18 protein-coding genes are annotated in these 17,657 nt (G+C 71.8%); 7 read left to right on the top strand and 11 right to left on the bottom strand.

The annotated features are described in order from the left end of the window. Positions 1-42 precede the first annotated feature (42 nt). On the bottom strand, positions 43-1,095 hold the full coding sequence (locus NE234_RS11605; RefSeq protein ID WP_252778945.1) for a CU044_5270 family protein: 1,053 nt from the start codon (positions 1,093-1,095) through the stop codon (positions 43-45). Beyond that, complete coding sequence (locus NE234_RS11600) at positions 1,088-1,645, bottom strand: RNA polymerase sigma factor (RefSeq protein WP_252778944.1); 558 nt, start codon at positions 1,643-1,645, stop codon at positions 1,088-1,090. The genes NE234_RS11605 and NE234_RS11600 overlap by 8 nt, the downstream gene beginning before the upstream one ends. Before the next feature lie 235 nt (positions 1,646-1,880). On the opposite strand from NE234_RS11600, the gene NE234_RS11595 reads away from it, so the two are divergent. Both NE234_RS11595 and NE234_RS11590 read left to right on the top strand, forming a co-directional pair. After that, positions 1,881-2,459, top strand: coding sequence for an isochorismatase family protein (locus NE234_RS11595; protein ID WP_252778943.1), 579 nt, complete (start codon positions 1,881-1,883; stop codon positions 2,457-2,459). A gap of 50 nt (positions 2,460-2,509) precedes the next feature. Beyond that, a complete protein-coding gene (locus tag NE234_RS11590; protein WP_252778942.1) occupies positions 2,510-3,025 on the top strand; it encodes a gluconokinase in 516 nt (171 codons plus the stop codon). Positions 3,026-3,148: 123 nt separating this feature from the next. Here NE234_RS11590 and NE234_RS11585 read toward each other — a convergent pair whose 3' ends face one another. The 4 genes from NE234_RS11585 to NE234_RS11570 all read right to left on the bottom strand — a co-directional run bounded on the left by NE234_RS11585 (position 3,149) and on the right by NE234_RS11570 (position 7,048). Next, positions 3,149-4,882, bottom strand: coding sequence for a DEAD/DEAH box helicase (locus NE234_RS11585; RefSeq protein WP_252779301.1), 1,734 nt, complete (start codon positions 4,880-4,882; stop codon positions 3,149-3,151). A gap of 146 nt (positions 4,883-5,028) precedes the next feature. Continuing rightward, entirely contained in the window at positions 5,029-6,081 is a 1,053-nt protein-coding gene (locus NE234_RS45280) for a zinc metalloprotease (protein WP_252778941.1), read from the bottom strand. A 141-nt stretch (positions 6,082-6,222) separates the two neighbouring features. After that, a complete protein-coding gene (locus NE234_RS11575) occupies positions 6,223-6,468 on the bottom strand; it encodes a DUF3039 domain-containing protein (protein WP_252778940.1) in 246 nt (81 codons plus the stop codon). Positions 6,469-6,472: 4 nt separating this feature from the next. Beyond that, positions 6,473-7,048: a YqgE/AlgH family protein gene (locus NE234_RS11570; protein WP_252778939.1), complete on the bottom strand. Its 576-nt coding sequence runs from the start codon at positions 7,046-7,048 to the stop codon at positions 6,473-6,475. A 125-nt stretch (positions 7,049-7,173) separates the two neighbouring features. On the opposite strand from NE234_RS11570, the gene NE234_RS11565 reads away from it, so the two are divergent. Continuing rightward, complete coding sequence (locus tag NE234_RS11565) at positions 7,174-7,839, top strand: hypothetical protein (protein WP_252778938.1); 666 nt, start codon at positions 7,174-7,176, stop codon at positions 7,837-7,839. A gap of 160 nt (positions 7,840-7,999) precedes the next feature. Here NE234_RS11565 and NE234_RS11560 read toward each other — a convergent pair whose 3' ends face one another. The 3 genes from NE234_RS11560 to NE234_RS11550 all read right to left on the bottom strand — a co-directional run bounded on the left by NE234_RS11560 (position 8,000) and on the right by NE234_RS11550 (position 11,051). Then, positions 8,000-9,391, bottom strand: a complete 1,392-nt coding sequence (locus tag NE234_RS11560; RefSeq protein ID WP_252778937.1) for an NAD-dependent malic enzyme — start codon at positions 9,389-9,391, stop codon at positions 8,000-8,002. Positions 9,392-9,464: 73 nt separating this feature from the next. Next, entirely contained in the window at positions 9,465-10,100 is a 636-nt protein-coding gene (locus tag NE234_RS11555; RefSeq protein ID WP_252778936.1) for a cytidylate kinase-like family protein, read from the bottom strand. Between the two features lie 24 nt (positions 10,101-10,124). Further along, positions 10,125-11,051: a tetratricopeptide repeat protein gene (locus tag NE234_RS11550; protein WP_252778935.1), complete on the bottom strand. Its 927-nt coding sequence runs from the start codon at positions 11,049-11,051 to the stop codon at positions 10,125-10,127. Positions 11,052-11,239: 188 nt separating this feature from the next. Here NE234_RS11550 and NE234_RS11545 point away from each other — a divergent pair, with 188 nt between their 5' ends. Next, the gene (locus NE234_RS11545) at positions 11,240-12,079 is read left to right on the top strand and encodes a glycerophosphodiester phosphodiesterase (protein WP_252778934.1); all 840 of its coding nucleotides are present in this window, start codon (positions 11,240-11,242) and stop codon (positions 12,077-12,079) included. 123 nt (positions 12,080-12,202) lie between these two features. On the opposite strand, the gene NE234_RS11540 is transcribed toward NE234_RS11545, so the two are convergent. Both NE234_RS11540 and NE234_RS11535 read right to left on the bottom strand, forming a co-directional pair. After that, complete coding sequence (locus NE234_RS11540; protein ID WP_252778933.1) at positions 12,203-13,870, bottom strand: acyl-CoA mutase large subunit family protein; 1,668 nt, start codon at positions 13,868-13,870, stop codon at positions 12,203-12,205. A gap of 91 nt (positions 13,871-13,961) precedes the next feature. After that, positions 13,962-14,468 carry a MarR family winged helix-turn-helix transcriptional regulator gene (locus NE234_RS11535; RefSeq protein ID WP_252778932.1) on the bottom strand — a complete coding sequence of 169 codons (507 nt, stop codon included), beginning with the start codon at positions 14,466-14,468 and terminating at the stop codon, positions 13,962-13,964. Between the two features lie 258 nt (positions 14,469-14,726). Here NE234_RS11535 and NE234_RS11530 point away from each other — a divergent pair, with 258 nt between their 5' ends. From NE234_RS11530 to NE234_RS11520, 3 genes are all read left to right on the top strand, one after another. Continuing rightward, a complete protein-coding gene (locus NE234_RS11530; protein ID WP_252778931.1) occupies positions 14,727-15,404 on the top strand; it encodes an ATP-binding cassette domain-containing protein in 678 nt (225 codons plus the stop codon). Beyond that, entirely contained in the window at positions 15,397-16,647 is a 1,251-nt protein-coding gene (locus NE234_RS11525) for a hypothetical protein (RefSeq protein ID WP_252778930.1), read from the top strand. Before NE234_RS11530 ends, NE234_RS11525 begins: the two co-directional genes overlap by 8 nt. Before the next feature lie 103 nt (positions 16,648-16,750). After that, positions 16,751-17,524 carry a DUF2127 domain-containing protein gene (locus tag NE234_RS11520; RefSeq protein ID WP_252778929.1) on the top strand — a complete coding sequence of 258 codons (774 nt, stop codon included), beginning with the start codon at positions 16,751-16,753 and terminating at the stop codon, positions 17,522-17,524. The last annotated feature ends 133 nt before the right edge of the window (positions 17,525-17,657 follow it).

The raw sequence follows: 17,657 nt of genomic DNA, 5'->3' as shown, positions 1-17,657 counted from the left end.
GTCGCTGCGCTCTATGGGCAGCGACCGCCAGTGATCAGAGCCCTACTTGGGGAGGGCGTCGGTCCACGCGGTGGTGATCCGAACGCCACCGCCGTCGGGGAACCGCTCCTCTCCGCCGCCGAGGGCGAGGAAGTTCGTCTCACGGACCTGTGCGGTCGCCGGATCGACGACCATGGTGGGCGGGTCGTCGTGGGTCTCGCCGCGGGCGGCCTGGGCCTTGGCCTGCGCTGCCCGGTCCTTCGCCCACCTGGCCGCCTTCTTCCGTTCCGCGGCGGTCGAGGGGGTCGGCCGGGCCGGCTCCGTGACCTTGGGCAGCGTGAAACGCACCACCTGGCCGCCGTTCGCCCGGCCGACGACCTTGACGTTCGGGTACGAAGCGAGGGCGCGGAAGGCCGCGGCGCGTACCTTCGGCGGGGCCGGAAGGGTGCTGAGCAGCATGACGAGCGACTCGAACGCCTCCAGCCGCTGCTCCTCAGCGGTGAGACGGCCGGCGCTGGTCCTCATGTCACTGTGCGCGGCGGAGCGGGCCAGCCATGCCTTCAGCCGATCCGAGTCGGTCGGGAGTCTCTGGATCTGCTGGAAGCTCACGAAGTCGGTGCCCAGGTCGAACGGCCGCCCCTTGGGCCGTCCCGGCAGAACGCCCTCGCGGAAGACCTCACCCTCGGTCTTGAGGTCCCTGCGCCAGACCTCGCCGTCGCGGCGCGTCCATCGTTCCGCGACGGTCGGCTTGGCGTTCGCGCCGTCCCTCTCCTCCTGCTTCACATACCAGTAGGTGCCGGACGTGGCAGGGGCCCTCTCCGCGGTCGTGGCGGCGGCGAGGAGGACCTGCCGGGCGGACAGCGGCGATCCTCCTGCCGTGGACGGCGGGCTGTTGGGGTGCGCGGTGTGCGTCGTCCCGGTCGTGCTCACGAGGACCGCGGTCGCCGCCGTGGCGGCGGTCAGGCCGAGGCCCCCGGCCAGCCGGCCGGTCCGGCGCTTGCGGACGGGGCCGCCGCGCATCGTGTTCTGGAGCCGGTGCCGGCTCCGGTCGGCCGCCCCCTCGGACGGCTCCGGCGCCGCCAGGGCGGTGGCGAGCATCGTCAGTTCCTCATCCATGGAATGCCTCCTTGAGCTTCTTGCGGGCGCGGCTGAGCCGGGAGCCGACCGTGCCGGCGGAGATGCCGAGCGCGTCGGCCACCTCGTCGTAGCCGAGTTGGCCGAGGGCGATGAGCAGGACGACGTCGCGCTCGCCCGGGGAGAGCCGGGCCAGGGCCCGGACCAGCTGCGGCCTCATGTGGGCGGCGGCCACCGACGCGACGACGCGGTTCTCGTGGCTGTCGGCGGCCGGCTCCGTACCGGCACGGGCGATGGCCCTGTAGTGCCGCGCCTCTTTGCGGCGATGCCGGGCCACGAGGTTCGTGGCGATGCCGAACAGCCACGGCCGCAGGGCGCCCCGGCCGGGATCGAACCGCTCGCGGTCGCGGAACGCCACGCAGAACGTCTCGGCGGCGATGTCCTCGGCGGTCTGCGCGTCCAGGCGGCCGGCCGCGTACAGGTAGATGGCGCGGAAGTACCGGTCGTGGACGGCCGTGAAGAGCTCCGGGTCCCGGCGGAATCGTGCGGCGAGCTCGGCGTCGCTCGCCTGTTCGCCGACGTCGGCGGTCATGGGCCCTCCTTCGTCGGAGGGGCGACTCGTAGGGCTGCGCCGTTGATTCCCTCGCTTCGCTCGGTCATGGCCCTGCCTCCGTCATGCGCTACCTCCTGGGTGAGGGATCGTGGTCACCCATGCTTCGCCGCACGCCGGAATCGTCTTCCGTGAGAATCATGAGGCCCGCGGATGATGTTTCCGGTCCCGGCGGGGTAGCTTCTCCTGTGCTGGAGATCTGGCCGGGGAGGCTGCCGTGAGCACGGCGTTCATCATTGTTGATGTGCAGAACGACTTCTGCGAGGGCGGATCACTGCCCGTGACCGGTGGGGCCAACGTCGCGACGGCGATCTCCACCTACCTGCAGGACAACCGACGGGCGTACACGCACGTGGTGGCGACGCGGGACTTCCACCTGGACCCCGGCGACCACTTCTCGGACACTCCCGACTTCGTCGACACCTGGCCGGCGCACTGCGTGATCGGCACACCGGGTGCCGACTTCCACCCGCGCCTCGACCTCGCGCCGATCGAGGCGGTGTTCAGCAAGGGCGAGAACAAGGCCGCCTACAGCGGTTTCGAGGGCGCCACCGACGACGGCACGCCGCTGGGCGACTGGCTGCGCAAGCACGAGGTCGAGTCGGTGGACATCGTGGGCATCGCCACCGACCACTGCGTGCGCGCGACCGCCCTGGACGCCGTACGCTCCGGCATCAGCACGCGGGTGCTGCTGGGGATGACGGCCGGAGTGGCCGAGGAGACCGTCGCGAGGGCGCTGGAGGAGATGGGCGCGGCGGGCGTGGAGCTGGCCGGGCAGCCGATCGTCCACCACTGAGTCCGGGGGCGGGACGCCTCATTTCGGGATCACTCGGTACGTTTCCACCTATGCAGAACCCGATAGTCCTCATCATGGGTGTCTCCGGCAGCGGGAAGACGACGATCGGCGCGATGCTGGCCGGCCGGCTCGGCTGGAAGTACGCGGAGGCGGACGACTTCCACCCGCCGGCGAACGTCGAGAAGATGCACGCCGGCATCCCACTGACCGATGAGGACCGCTGGCCGTGGCTGCGGGCCATCGCCACGTGGATGGCGGAACAGACCGACCCTGCGGTGGTCACCTGTTCGGCGCTGAAGCGCAAGTACCGGGACGTCCTGCGGGAGCCTCGCCCCGACGCACGCCTCGTCTACCTCGACGGCTCCAAGGAGCTGATCGCCGCCCGCCTCGCCGCCCGGCACGGGCACTTCTTCCCCCGGCAGCTCCTGGACAGCCAGTTCGCCGACCTGGAGCCCCCGGCACCGGACGAGGACGCGCTGGCCGTCTCGATCGACCAGCCGATCGAGGCGATCGTCGAGGAGATCCACCGGCGGCTCGACCTCCCGGACGGCCCGTCCCGCCGGTAGCCCCCGTTCCCATCGCCGCCGCGCTCCGCGGCCGGCTCGTCCCTCACCGACCACTCCGCTCGCTCGTCGGCTCGCCGCAGTGCCCTCTGCCGCGCTCCCCTCCTCACTCACTCCGCGGGGGGATCAGTCGCGGACGCGGGGCATCGGGCGGGCGGCCCACTCGCGGATCTTGGCGATGCGCTTGCGGACGTCCTCGCTGCTGGCCTGTGCGCTGGGCGGGCCGCCGCAGACCTTCCGGAGCTCGGCGTGGATCACGCCGTGCGGCTGGCCGGTGCGGTGGTGCCACGCGCCGACGAGGTTGTTGAGCTCCTTGCGGAGCGCGTGCAGGTCCTCGGCGGCGGTGTGGTCCTCGGCGGTCGGCGCCTCGCCCTTCTTGTTCCGGCGCTGGGCGGCCAGCTGCTCGGCCTGCCGCTGCTTCAGCAGCTGCGCGACCTGGTCCGGCTCCAGGAGGCCGGGAATGCCGAGGAAGTCCTCCTCCTCGGGTGAGCCGGGCGCGGCGGTCATGCCGAACTCGCCGCCGTCGAACACGACCCGGTCGAACGTCGCCGACGCCTCGACCGTCTCGAACGGCAGCTCCTCCCCGACGTCGGGGTTGTCGCGCTGGCGGTTCGCCTCGGCGATGAGGTCGTCATCGAGGCCGTCCTCGCGGACCGGGCGGTCCAGGACGTGGTCGCGCTCGGTCTCCATCTCGGCCGCGTGGCCCATCAGCGTGGGCACGGACGGCAGGAACACCGAGGCCGTCTCACCGCGCTTGCGCGCCCGGACGAAACGCCCGATCGCCTGGGCGAAGAACAGCGGCGTCGAGGTCGAGGTGGCGTAGACGCCGACGCAGAGACGCGGGATGTCGACGCCTTCGGAGACCATGCGGACCGCGACCATCCAGCGGTCCTCCGACGCGCTGAACTGCTTGATCTTCTTGCTCGCCCCCGGGTCGTCGGACAGCACGACGGTCGCCTTGGTGTTGGTGAGCTCGCGGATCATCTTGGCGTACGCCCGCGCGGACTCGTGGTCGGTGGCGATCACCAGGCCGCCCGCGTCGGGGACGCCCCGGCGCACCTCGGTGAGCCGCCGGTCGGCCGCGGCGATCACCTGTTTGATCCAGTCGCCCTTCGGGTCGAGCGCGGCGCGCCACGCCTGGGCGGTCTGGTCCTGGGTGAGCGGGTCGCTCAGGCTGGCGGTGATCTCGTCGCCGGCGCGGGTGCGCCAGCGCATGTCCCCGGCGTACGCCAGGAAGATCACCGGACGGACGACCCCGTCGGCGAGCGCCGGACCGTAACCGTAGGTGTAGTCGGCGCGGCTGCGCCGGATGCCGTCGGGACCCTCCTCGTACAGCACGAAGGGGATCGGGTTGATGTCGGTGCGGAACGGCGTGCCGCTGAGCGACAGCCGCCGGGCGGCCGGGTCGAACGCCTCCCGGATCGCGTCGCCCCAGGACCGGCCGTCACCGGCGTGGTGGACCTCGTCGAGGATGACCAGCGTCTTGAGCGTCTCGGTGCGGTTGCGGTGCAGCGCGGGGTGCGCGGCGACCTGGGCGTACGTCACCGCCACGCCCTGGAAGTCCTTGGCCGTACGGCCCTGGGAGTTCTTGAACTCCGGGTCGATCTTGATGCCGACGCGGGCGGCGGAGTCGGCCCACTGCCGCTTCAGGTGCTCGGTCGGACAGACCACGGTGATGCGGGCGACGATCTTGCGGTGCAGCAACTCGGCCGCGAGCCGGAGCGCGAACGTGGTCTTACCGGCGCCGGGCGTGGCGACGGCGAGGAAGTCGCGCGGGCCGGTGCGGAAGTATTCCTCCAGGGCCCCCTGCTGCCAGGCACGCAGCGCGGTCGCGGTGCCCCAGGGTGCCCGGTTGGGCAGCGCGGGTGGGGTGTCTGATGCGGCGAACGTGCTCACGGTGAAAGAAGGCTACCTTGACCGGCCGACAGGACGGGCCCGGCCTCCCGAGGTTCCCGGGACGCCGGAGACCGCGGTCACCGGTGTTCCGGCCCGTCTCACCTGGGGTTTCACCGGTAGCGCGCCTGGCCTCGGGACGACGACGCGCCGAGGCGGTAGGCGGCCCACATGGCCCTGATCCGAAGACCCTGGTCCGGGGTGAAGTCGCGCATGCAGCTGTCGAAGCCGTAGTCCATGAAGTTGTGAACCGGGTCGGTGCCCGGCGCCGGGCAGCTGTCCTTGGACGCCGGGCAGCCGATCGTGGGCACCGACTCGTCGGGCGTGTCGTCGATGCCGTCTCCCGGCGGCTGGCAGCCGTTCTCGAACGTGTGGAACAGTCCCAGCCAGTGGCCGATCTCGTGGACGGCGGTGAGGCCGCGGTTGAAGTGCGGGAACGTGCCGCCGGGAAGGCTACGGTAGTCGACCACGACTCCGCCGACGCCCGGCCGCTCCCGCGCCCACTTGGGGAAGGTCGAGAAGCCGAGCATCTCGAAGCCGACCGCGGCGGTGTAGAGGTTCAACGTGCCGTACCCGCCGCGGGCGAGCGCGCCCTCGATCTCGGCCCGATGGTCGTGGGGCTTGCCGAACCACTGGGCGTTGGTCGTCACGTCGATGCCGTCGAGCCGGAAGGACACCCCGGTGTCGGCGCCCTGCGGCGTTCTGGAGGCCGATCGCACCGCGCCTCCGGAGCCGGCCAGCCGGCCGCCGTACGCCGCGTTCAGGACCGCGACCTGCCGTTCCACGGCGGCGCGGGTGAGCCGGCCGCTCCGGCCGTCGGTCAGGACGTGAAACCGCAGCGGGACCACGATCCGGTCGGGGATCCGGTGCGCGGCGGCGAGGGTCCGCTCGTCGGACGAGCCGTACCGCGTGTGGAGCAGGCCGCTGAACTCGCCCAGCATCGCGCGGACCTCATCGGGGGTGAGGACGTCGCCGTCCGCCGGGCGCGCCGCCCGGACCGTCACCGTACGGGCGGCAGCCGAGGTCCGGCCCGTCACCGTACGGGCGGCCGGACTCCGGCCTGTCGCCGTCCCGGCGGCGGCCGAGGTCCGGGCCGTCGGCGTCCGGCGCGCGCAGGCCGCCGTCGTCCCGTGGGCCGGCTGGACACGTGCGCTGCCGCCGGGCACGGCGGCACACGACGCGAGAACGACTCCGAAGAGCCCGGTAAGACCTCTCCGCCTCATCACGATCCCCCCGAGACGGAGAGGCTAGACCGCCGCGCCGGGGGTCAGCGCCCGACGCGCGGGTCCATCACGCCGATTTGACGGTCAACTCTCGTCGTCGCCGCCGGCCATCGACTCGTAGATCTCCTTGCACTCCGGGCATACCGGGTACTTCTTCGGGTCGCGGTTGGGCACCCAGACCTTGCCGCACAGCGCGATCACGGGAGTGCCGCTGACGGCGCTCTCCATGATCTTGTCCTTCTGCACGTAGTGCGCGAACCGCTCGTGATCACCGTCGCCGTGGGAGAGATCAGGCCTGGTGTCGCTCTCCGGAAGGATCTTCGTACTCACGTGCTCAGTTTAGTGACGGATCCTCGGGAAACGTCGCGACGAAGGCGAGTTCGCCGCCCTGACGCCGCAGAACGGCGGGCCACAGGCCGTCCGGCTCCTCCGCGAACACGTCTCCGGACTCCGCCGAGAGGACGTACCACGCGCCCTCGTCGATCTCCGACTGCAACTGTCCGGTCCCCCAGCCGGCGTATCCGGCGAAGACCCGCAGCCGTGCCACCTCCGGGGCGAGGATCTCCGGTGGCACGTCCAAATCCACGAGGCCGACTCTGGCCACGGCCGGGCTGCCGTTGAGCGCCCGCCAGCCGAGCGGTTCGTCGGTGCCCGGCACCTGCGCCAGGGCGAGCGCGCTGTCGAGCGCCACCGGGCCGCCCTGGAACACCACCGACGGGCCGGTCACCAGCTCCGACCAGGGTGGCAGGACCTGGTCGACCGGTACCTGAGTCGGCCGGTTGAGCACGACTCCGAGGGTGCCGCCCTCCGGCTCGTGCTCAACGATCAGCACCACGCTGCGCCGGAAGTTCGGGTCGGTCAGCTGCGGCGTCGCTACGAGCAGCCGGCCGGTGGAAATGCCGTCGTCCATGCCTTCATCATGCTTTGCTCGGGGACGGTGGGAACACAGGACGGTCCGGTCCGTCGGTTACGCGCGCGAGGAGCGTGGGTAATCGGCAGAATACCGGCGTAGATCATCACCCCCCGGAGGATGCGATGCCGCTGTCGAGGGTCGCGATCGCGGCCGTCTTCTTCATCGTGGGGGCGCTGATCGTGTTCCCGATGCTCACGGACTCCTCACAGCCCTCACGGGCGGCGAGCAGCACTCCCCTGCCCAGCGTCAGCGCCTCGGCGACCGCGAGCCCGACCCGGAGCTCCCACCCCACGCACAAGGCGTCTCACAAGGCCTCGCCGACGCACTCGCCGACGCGGCCGTCGATCGGGGAGCCGTTGCCCTCCGCCGGCTCGTCCTCGCCGCTCAGCGTCGAGATCGGCAAGGTCCGCTGCCCGGGCCGTACGGTCCAGGTGTCGGTCGTCAACGGCAGCTCGCAGGCGGAGGACTACGCCATCCTGACCGACGGATCGATCTCGGTGGCCGACCGCATCCCGGCGGGCGCCACCCGCAGGTCCACCGTCAACGTCAAGGAGGACCGCACCACGACCGTCGCGGTGACCTGGCGCAATCTGCCGGTCAAGAGCGTCGACCGGCGCGCGAACTGCGTCCGCAGGACGTCGGACCAGACGCTGCCCCACACCGGCCCCGACAGCGGGATGATCGTCGCGCGGGTCGCGACCGGCATCGCCGTCATGCTGACCGGCGTCATCATCTTCTGGTACGGCCGCCAGTGGCCACGCCGCCACGGCAAGATGTTCGACCGGTAGGCGGCACCGCGCGGAGGCGGCTCCGGCCCGGCACCGCGCGGGAACGGCTCCAGGCGGGTGCCGCGCGGGAGCGACTCCGCGGCGGAACGACTCCGCGGCGCGGAACGACTCGAGCGGGTGGGCGCCGTTCGGCGCCGCGCCCGCTCACGTCGCGGTCAGGTCACTTGGCGGACTCGGCGGCCTTCTGCACGGCGGCGGCGACGGCGTGCGCGACGTCCGAGTGGAACACGCTCGGCACGATGTAGTTCGGGCCCAGCTCCTCGTCGGTGACCACGCCGGCCAGGGCCCGCGCGGCCGCCAGGAGCATGTCCTGCGTGACCGTACGGCTCTGCGCGTCGAGCAGCCCGCGGAAGACGCCGGGGAACGCCAGCACGTTGTTGATCTGGTTGGGGTAGTCGCTGCGGCCGGTGGCGACGACGGCGGCGTGCTCCCGGGCGGCGGCCGGGTCGACCTCCGGGTCGGGGTTGGCCAGCGCGAAGACCACGGCGTCGTCGTTCATCGTCGCGATGTCGTCGCCGGTCAGGATGCCGGGGGCCGAGACGCCGATGAACACGTCGGCCCCGCGCACGGCGCCGCGCAGGTCGCCGTCGTAGCCCTCGGGGTTGGTGTTCTCGGCGATCCAGCGCAGCGAGTCGTCCAGGTCGTCGCGGCCCGCGTGCACCGCGCCGTGGTAGTCGCAGACGACCAGGTGCTTGGCGCCGGCGTGCATGAGCAGCTTGAGCACGGCGTTCCCGGCGGCGCCCGCGCCGGCCAGCGCGATGCGCACGTCGGCCAGGTCCTTGCCGACGACCCGCAGTGCGTTGGTCAGCGCGGACACCACGACGATGGCCGTGCCGTGCTGGTCGTCGTGGAAGACCGGGATGTCGAGCAGGTCGCGGAGGCGCCGTTCGACCTCGAAGCACCGCGGCGCGGAGATGTCCTCCAGGTTGATCCCGCCGAACGCGGGGGCGAGGATCTGCACCGTACGGACGATCTCGTCGGTGTCCTGCGTGTCGAGGCAGATCGGCCAGGCGTCGATCCCGGCGAAGCGCTTGAACAGCGCCGCCTTGCCCTCCATGACCGGCAGGGCCGCCTGCGGCCCGATGTTGCCCAGGCCGAGGACCGCGGACCCGTCGGTGATCACCGCGACGCTGTTGCGCTTGACCGTCAGCCGCCGGACGTCCTCCGGGTTGCGCGCGATGGCCAGCGAGACCCGGGCGACACCCGGGGTGTAGGCCATCGACAGCTCGTCGCGGTTGCGCAGCGGCACCTTCGACTGCATCTCGATCTTCCCGCCGAGGTGCATGAGGAAGGTGCGGTCGCTGACCTTGTGAATGGAGACGCCGTCGAGCCCCTCCAGGGCGTCGACGATCTCCTGGGCGTGCTCGGTGTCACGGGTGGCGCAGGTGACGTCGATGCGGAGCCGGTCATGGCCCGCCGGCGTCAGGTCGAGCGCGGTGACGATGCCGCCTGCGCCCTCGACCGCCCCGGTGAGCTGGCTTACCGCCTTACCCCCTGCGGGGACCTCGAGACGGACGGTGATCGAATAGGACACGCTCGGCACGGTGGCCACGTCAATTGCTCCTTTGCAAGGCGAGGGTCCGCACGCCCATGGTGTCATCCCCGCGTACGGCGCGACGATGAGGTCAGCTGATCGCGTGTGCCGCCCTCACGACCATGTCGACGCAGGCAGCAGCGGCCAGCCGCGTACTGTCGATGACCAGATGATAAAGGCCGGGATCCGCCGGATCCGTCCGGTAGAAGTGTTTGACGTACGCGGTCCGTGCCCGGTCGTTCTCGGTCAGGAGGCGTTCGGCCTCCTGCGCGGACAGCTCCATCGTCTCCCGGACGCGGGCGATCCGGCGTTTCCGCGGGCCGTCGAGGCGGACGTGGAGGGTGCCGGGATGGCCGGCGAGCACGACCTGCGCGGCGCGGCCGAGGATCACCGCGCCCTCGCCCCGGTCGGCGACCTCCCTGATCACCTGTTCGGTGTGGCGGACGAACTCCTCTTCGGGGACGACGCCGCGCTGCGGGAGGTGGACGTCCATGCCGCCGAGCGTGACGTTCGGCAGGCGCGCGGCGTCGGCCAGGATGCGGCCCAGCCCGTGCTCGGTGCGGTCGTCGTGGGCGAGCGCCTCTTCGAGCGAGCAGCCGATGTCGGCGGCCACGGTGTACGGGATGGCGCGGTCGACGAACGGCACGCCGAGATGCTCGGCGACCGCGGGGCCGATGGCGCTGCCACCCGCCCCGAACGCCGCGGAGATCGTGACGACTGCCGTCATCACCCGCCCATCCCGTCGAGAGGTCTAGAAGAGCGCCGAGGCGAGCCTTCGCCGGGCGCGGGCCACGCGCGGGTCGTCCGGCGGCAGGACGTCGAACAGCGACAGCAGGTGCTTGCGCGCCGCGTCGCGCTCGTCGCCCGTCGTGCGGCGCACCGCGTCGATCAGGCGGTCGAACGCCTCGTCGACCCGGCCCTCCACCAGCTCGAGGTCGGCGGCCTTCGCCTGGGCGGCCGCGTCGTCGGGCCGGTCGGCGGCGTCCTTGCGCACCGCCGCCGGGTCGTACGATCCGGCGCGGCGCTGCAGGTCGACCAGGGCCAGACCGCTCTTGGCGAACGGGTCGTTCGGCCGGGTCTCCAGGATCCGCCCGAACGCCGTGGCGGCGCCGTCGAGGTCGCCCCGCTGCAGCGCGGCCTCGGCCTCGAGCTCCAGCGGGTCGGCGGCCGGCTGCTGCGCGGCGTCCGCGCCGTCGTCCTCGGGCAGGAGACCCTGCTGGCGGAGCGCGGCGAACAGCTGGTCCAGCACCTGGCGTACCTGCGGCTCGGGCGCCGCGCCGTTGAGGACGGGGAGCATCTGGCCCGCGACCACGGCCGCCACGAACGGGATGCCCTGCACCCCCATCCGGGCGAGCTGCTGGCCGAGCGCCGGGTTCGCGTCGATGTCGACCTTGGCGAGCACCCAGCGACCGCCCGCCTCGTTGGCGAGCTTCTCCAGGATGGGGCCGAGCTGCTTGCACGGCTGGCACCAGTCGGCCCAGAAGTCGACGAGCACCGGCACGCTGCGCGAGCGCTCGACGACCTCGGTGTTGAACGTCGCGTCGGTCACGTCGATGACGCTCGAAGAGGAGGAGTCTCCCGAAGCTCCCGAGGCCGGGCGCTGCTGCTGTCTCTGGGCCGCGGCACGCCGCGCGCCGAGGTCGATCGCGCCGTGCAACGAGAAGTCCGATGACGTCATGTGTCCATCCTGCCGCATGCCCCGCCGTACGAATACGCGCGGCCGCCACGAAATCGATCAAGCACGCTCTATGATCACCCGGCTGCGTGCCGTAGTCGTGCAACGACCATTCTGGGAATGTGCCGCCGAACGCGGACGGCCGGCCGCTACGTTGATCGCTTCCAAGATCATCCCCCCGAGGAGGCACCGTGAGCGGATTCCGGCGCACCCTGACCGTGATCGTATGCGGGGTCCCGGCGGCGGCCGGCCTCTACGCCGTGGCGAAGGTCGTTCCCACCGGCACGACGGCCCGCCCGGCGGCGGCGACCGCGCTGCCGCGCTGCCCCTACCTGTTCGGCCACGGCGGGTACTCCGCCTCCAACGATCAGATCCTCGGCCTGAACTCGGTCAAGGCCGTCGATGCCCAGAAGTCCAAGAGCGCCGACGGCGTCGAGGGCGACCTGCGGTTCACCCGCGACGGCACCAAGGCCGTCATGTGGCACAACATCACCACCAACGGCCTCACCGGGCGGTCCGCCGTGGTCCGGAACAGCACCTGGACGTCGCTCCAGCCACGGCGGATCACCCGCGGCCCGTACAAGGGCGAACGCGTGTACACCTTCCGCGAGTGGCTGCTGGAGCTGAAGAAGCAGCACCTGCAGGGCCTGGTGGAGCTGAAGTTCATGCCGCAGAACACCTCCGCGTGGCACGAGCTCGCCACGCCGCTGCGCTCGACCGGCATGGCCTCGCGCGTGATCCTGTACTCCACCGGCGCGGACGACCACAACGGCAAGCAGATCGTGAACGCGGTCCGGGCGAAGATCAAAGCGGGCGTGCTGCCCAAGGTCCGCACGCAGTACTCCCCGGCGACCACGAAGAACGACGTCCACGGGGTCGGCTGGCAGACGGCGCTCAAGGCCGGGTACTACGGCCTCTTCGTCGACAGCGGGCTCCGGTCGACGGCCACGGGCTGGACGCGGGACGACTCCCAGAGCGCCGTCGGCTTCCGCCGATGGGCCGTCGGCCGCTGCGCACGCCCATCGGCCTGATCGCCCCGCCCATCGGCCTGACCACCCGCCCGTCGGATGATCACCCGCCGCCGCCTGACCGCCCCGCCCGCCGTCTGACCGTCCGTGCGAGGTCAGCGGCGCCCGAGGCGGTCCGGCGCGGGGTCAGAAGCGGGCCGGCTCGGCGTAGTCGCCCCACTCCTCGCGCAGCGCGCCGCAGATCTCGCCGAGGGTCGCCTCGGCCCGTACGGCATCGAGCATGGCGGGGATCAGGTTCTCCTCGGTGCGGGCGACGTCGATCATCCGGCGCAGGGCCGTGTCGACGGCCGCCTGGTCGCGCGCCGCGCGCCGCTCGGCCAGCAGGCGGTTCTGCTCGCGCTCGACCTCGTGCCCGACCCGCAAAATCTCCAGAGGCTCCTCGATCGACTCGGTGTGGCGGTTGACGCCGACGATCTTCTTCTCGCCCTTCTCCAGCTGCTGCTGGTAGGTGAACGCGGCGTCGGCGATCTCGGCCATGAACCAGCCGTCCTCGATGCCGCGCAGGATCCCGCCCGTGATGGAGCCGTCCGGGCTCATGTCCTTGATCCGCGCGAAGATCCGCTCGGCCTCCTCCTCGAGGCGGTCGGTGAGCGCCTCGACGTACCAGGAGCCGCCCAGCGGGTCGACGACGTTGACGACGCCGGTCTCCTCCATGATCACCTGCTGGGTCCGCAGGGCGATCTCGGCGGCCTTCTCGCTCGGCAGCGCCAGGACCTCGTCGAGGGCGTTGGTGTGCAGGGAGTTGGTGCCGCCGAGCACGGCGGCGAGCGCCTCGACGGCGGTGCGCACGACGTTGTTGTCGGGCTGCTGGGCGGTCAGCGACACCCCGGCGGTCTGGGTGTGGAACCGCAGCCACTGCGCCTTCTCCGACGTGGCGCCGTACACGTCGCGCATCCACCGCGCCCAGATGCGGCGCGCGGCGCGGAACTTGGCGATCTCCTCGAAGAAGTCGATGTGGGAGTCGAAGAAGAACGACAGGCCGGGCGCGAACCGGTTGACGTCCAGCCCGCGGGACAGGCCGAGCTCGACGTAGCCGAAGCCGTCCGCGAGCGTGAACGCCAGCTCCTGCGCGGCCGTCGATCCGGCCTCCCGGATGTGGTAGCCGGACACGCTGAGCGGCTTGTACGCCGGGATGTCCCGGGCGCAGAACTCCATCAGGTCGCCGATGAGGCGCAGGTGCGGCTCGGGCGCGAAGAGCCACTCCTTCTGCGCGATGTACTCCTTGAAGATGTCGGTCTGCAGCGTGCCGTCGAGACCGTGGACGTCGACGCCCTGGCGCTCGGCCGCGACGAGGTACATGCAGAAGATCGGCACGGCCGGGCCGGAGATGGTCATCGAGGTCGTGATGTCGCCCAGCGGGATGCCGTCGAACAGCACGTCCATGTCGGCGGCGGAGTCGATCGCGACGCCGCAGTGCCCGACCTCGCCGAGCGACCGGGGGTCGTCGGAGTCGCGGCCCATGAGCGTCGGCATGTCGAAGGCGACGGACAGGCCGCCGCCGCCCGCGCCGAGGATCATCTTGTACCGCTCGTTGGTCTGCCGGGCGTTGCCGAAGCCCGCGAACTGCCGGATCGTCCAGGTCCGGCCGCGGTAGCCCGTGGCGTACAGGCCGCGCGTGTAGGGGTACTCCCCCGGCCAGCCGATGCGCTCGAAGCGCGGGTCCTCGGCCGGCGGCCCGTACACCGGGTCGACCTCCAGGCCGGAGAGCGTGGTGAAGTCGGCGTCGCGTCGGCGGGAGGCGTCGTACCGCTCCTGCCAGCGGCGACGGCCCTCTTCGATGTCCCGGATGTCCATGAGCGCTCCTCAGGCCGGTGGCTCTCCCTAGATACTAGGATGTCCTAGTATCTCGCCGCCAATCATCCCGGCCGGGTGACACCGGTACCGCTCAGTCCTCGAAATCCCCCGCCGCGACACGGAGACCGCGCAGCATCCGGAACATCCCCTCCAGCTCGGCGGCGTCGTACGCGCCCAGCCCGAAGTCGGCGGCGAGGAGGTCGGCCGTGGCGCGCTCCACGGTCTCGCGGCCGCTGTCGGTGATCTCCGCGAGCACGCCCCGGCCGTCACGGGGGTTGGGGCGGCGCCGGACGTAGCCCTGGCGCTCCAGCCGGTCGATGGTGTTGGTGACGCTCGTCGGGTGGACCATCAGCCGCTCGCCCATCCGCGACAGCGGCAGCGCGCCCTTCCGGCTGAAGGTCAGCAGCACGAGCGCCTCGTACCGGGCGAACGTCAGGCCGTACGGCTTCAGCAGGGCGTCGAGCTCGGCGATCAGGATGGCCTGGGCCCGCATGATCGAGGTCACCGCCAGCATGGCGGGCGACCGGCCCCAGCGGCGTTCCCAGAGATCCCCGGCGCGGGCGATCGGGTCGAAAGGCAGGTTGAGCGGCTTGGCCACTCACATACGTTATCGCCTGACCGGCCCGACATCGGCCGAATCACGCTTGATATAGGCGCGATCGACCTGGGAATCCCGCGAATCAACCGCAATCCCGGCGGCCGCCTAAGGAACGCCGACACGCATCATCAAGGCAAGTTATAGTTCCATTGTCGACGCGTGCGGACGACGGCAAAGAGGGGCGTCGCGCAGCGGTTCAGCGCCGCGATCGCCCCCGCCCTCGCGCACGCGTCGCCAATTCGGGGGGTAATTATGATCGTGAATTCTTCCGCGATCGTGGCACGGGGCCTGGGGATCCGCCGCAGACGGCGGTGGATCCTGCGTCCCACCACGGTCGAGGTGGCATACGGTGTCGTGGGCCTGGCCGCTCCGGCGGGCCCGGCCAGGTCGGCGGTGCTGCAGACGCTGGCGACCCTGCGCCACGCGTCCGTGGGCGATCTCGAGGTGCTGGGCCAGGACGTGACCCGGCGGGCCGGGCGGCGCGCGGTGCGCGCCCGGATCGGCCTGCTGCCCGCGCGATTCGCCTGGACGTCCGGCTTGTCGACCCGCGACTTCGTCGCCTACGCGTCTTACTACAAATGCACGCCCCGCCGGGCGGTCGACGCGATTCTGGAGCGATTCGGGCTGAGTGACGCCGCGGCGCTCGAAATGGACATGCTCCCGCAAGATCTGCGATTGCGCGCGGGCATCGCCGCGGCGTGCGCGCACGAGCCGGAGCTCGTCTTTCTCGACGAGCCGCTCGCCGGCATCGGCGATTCCGAGCGCGAAGAGCTGATCCCGCTGCTGCGGGCCCTGGCCCCGGCGGTCGTGGTGACCGCCGCCGATCCGGCGGAGCTGTCGGGGTGGTGCGACCAGGGTCTCAGCATGGTGCGGGGGCGCCTGATCGAGGCACCGTGCGTCCCCCGTCCACGGGCGCGGGTGCCCGCCGGTGTCTGACCTCGGCCGGGTGCTGCGGATCGACGCCCGCCGTACGGCGCTGTTCCTGGCCGTGCCGGCGCTCGCGTTCCTCGGCGCCGTCGCGGCGTGGCGGGCGCTGCTCCCGGGCGTCGCGTACTGGGACGACGCCGTCGCGGCGCTGTTCTCCTCGGTGTGCCTGCTCGGTCCCGCGTCGGCGGGCTTCGCCGCGTGGGTCGCCCTGCGCGAGCACCGCCTCGACTACCTCCGGGGGCTGACCGCGCGCTCCCCCGCCCTGGGCCCGCTGCTGGACCTGCTCCTGCTGGGGATCGTCACGCTGTGCGCGTACACCGTCGTGGCCGCGGTCGTCGCCGCCAAGACGATGATCCACGTGGAGGCGGGCCATCCGAAGCCGATCGGGCCGCTCGCCGGGGCCCTCACGCTGCTGGTCTACACCGTCCTGGGCTACCTCGCGGGCCGCGTGGTCCCCCGGCTGCCGACCGTCCCGGTCGTCGCGGCCCTCACCTACCTGTGGGGCGCCGTCCGCCCCGGGGCGTGGGCGGACCTGCTGCCGCCGCCGGGCATCGGGCACATCGGGCTGTTCGCCGCGCTGCGCACCGAGCTGCTCGCGGGTCAGGCGCTGTGGGCGTTCGGGCTGGGCACCGTCCTGGTCACCGGCTACCTCTGGGCGCTGACCCGGCACGTCTGGCTGGCGCTGCCGGCGGTCGCGGCGGCGGGCGTCGTCACGGGCACCACGCTGTGGCTCCACGGGCAGCAGCGCACCCCGCCGGTCGTGCCGCGGGCGTTCTCCTACGCCTGCCGCCAGTGGCCGCTGACCGTCTGCGTGCACCCGGCGCTGCGCGCGGCACTGCCGTCACTGGAGGCCGGGCTGACCCCCCTCGCGACCCGCCTCAGCGGCACCCCCGGGCGCTTCACCCGGGTCGAGCACCGGCCCGACAACGACTTCCCCCGGCCCGGCCGCGGCGTCGTCTACATCCACCTCGGCGACCTGTCCCCGGGGTACGCCCACCGCGCCGAGCAGGAGATCGACATCAGCCTGCTGGACGCGCGCACCTGCGGCGACCCCCGGCACGCGGCCGGCGCGCACTACAGCGCCCTGGTCTCGGCGTGGCTGCTCGACGAGGCGCCGCCGCGGATCACCGACACGGTGGCCGCGGACGACTTCGCCCGCTGGGACGAGCAGCGGCGGCGCCGATGGCTGCGCGCCCACTACGCGCGCTACCGCACCTGCACGCTGCGCGGCCGGGACTTCCGCGTCCACTGACGCGACCGTCCACGGGCGACGTGATCCGGCCGTCCGTGAACGACGTGATCCGTCTGTCCGCGAACGACGTGCTCTGTCTGCCGGTTTTCACTATCGTCGGGCCGTGGACTGGAGCCTGCTGAAGTGTGCCCGCTCGGGGCACGTCACCTACGCCCCCGACGAGCCGCCCCTGCGGGACCGGCTGCACGTGGCCACGCCGGCCGGTGAGGCCTGGCGCTGCCTGCGCTGCGGCACCTACGTCCACGGCGAGCCGCACGGGAAGGGCCCGGCCGACCGCGCCCCGCTCGTCGCGCGCGGCCGGGAGTTGCGCGACGAGCTGATCATGCGGTTCTTCGCCCTCGAACGGGTGATCCGCGGCCTGCTGATCATCGCCGCGGCGTACGGCGTGTGGCGGTTCTCGGCCAACCGCGGGTCGATCCAGCACGCCTTCGAGAAGGACGTCCCGCTGCTGCGGCCGCTCGCCAACCAGGTCGGCTGGGACCTGGACCACTCGCGCATCATCGAGGAGATCCGGCACGTCTTCACGCTCAAGTCGGAGACGCTGACCTGGTTCGCGGTGGGGCTCCTGGCGTACGCCCTGATCGAGCTCATCGAGGCGGTCGGCCTGTGGCTCGGCAAGCGCTGGGGCGAGTACTTCGCGGTGGTCGCCACGTCGTTCGGCCTGCCCGTCGAGATCTACGAGCTCACGGAGCGGATCACCGCCGTCCGCATCGGCGCGCTCGTCATCAACGTCGGCCTGGTGCTGTACCTCATCCTCTCCAAGAGGCTGTTCGGCGTCCGTGGCGGCAAGGAGGCGTTCGAGGCGCGCCGGCGCGGCGAGTCGCTGATGGAGGTCGAGCAGGCGGCCGTGTCCCCGCACGCCGAGACCGCTGGATAACGATTTCGACCGTACGACCAGGTCACCCCCTTTCGTGGGATGAGTGAGCCTCTTCGGGGGTAATTCCGGTCTTAGCCGAGCCCCCTAGAGGTGAGTGAGACGAGAATGGTGCGACCGGAAGCCCCCGAAGACG

It is taken from the genome of Actinoallomurus rhizosphaericola (genome assembly GCF_024055675.1).
Taxonomy (GTDB): Bacteria; Actinomycetota; Actinomycetes; order Streptosporangiales; family Streptosporangiaceae; genus Actinoallomurus; species Actinoallomurus soli.
The sequence above is the reverse complement of the archived record's forward strand: the minus strand, read 5'-3'. Positions and strand labels throughout refer to the sequence as shown.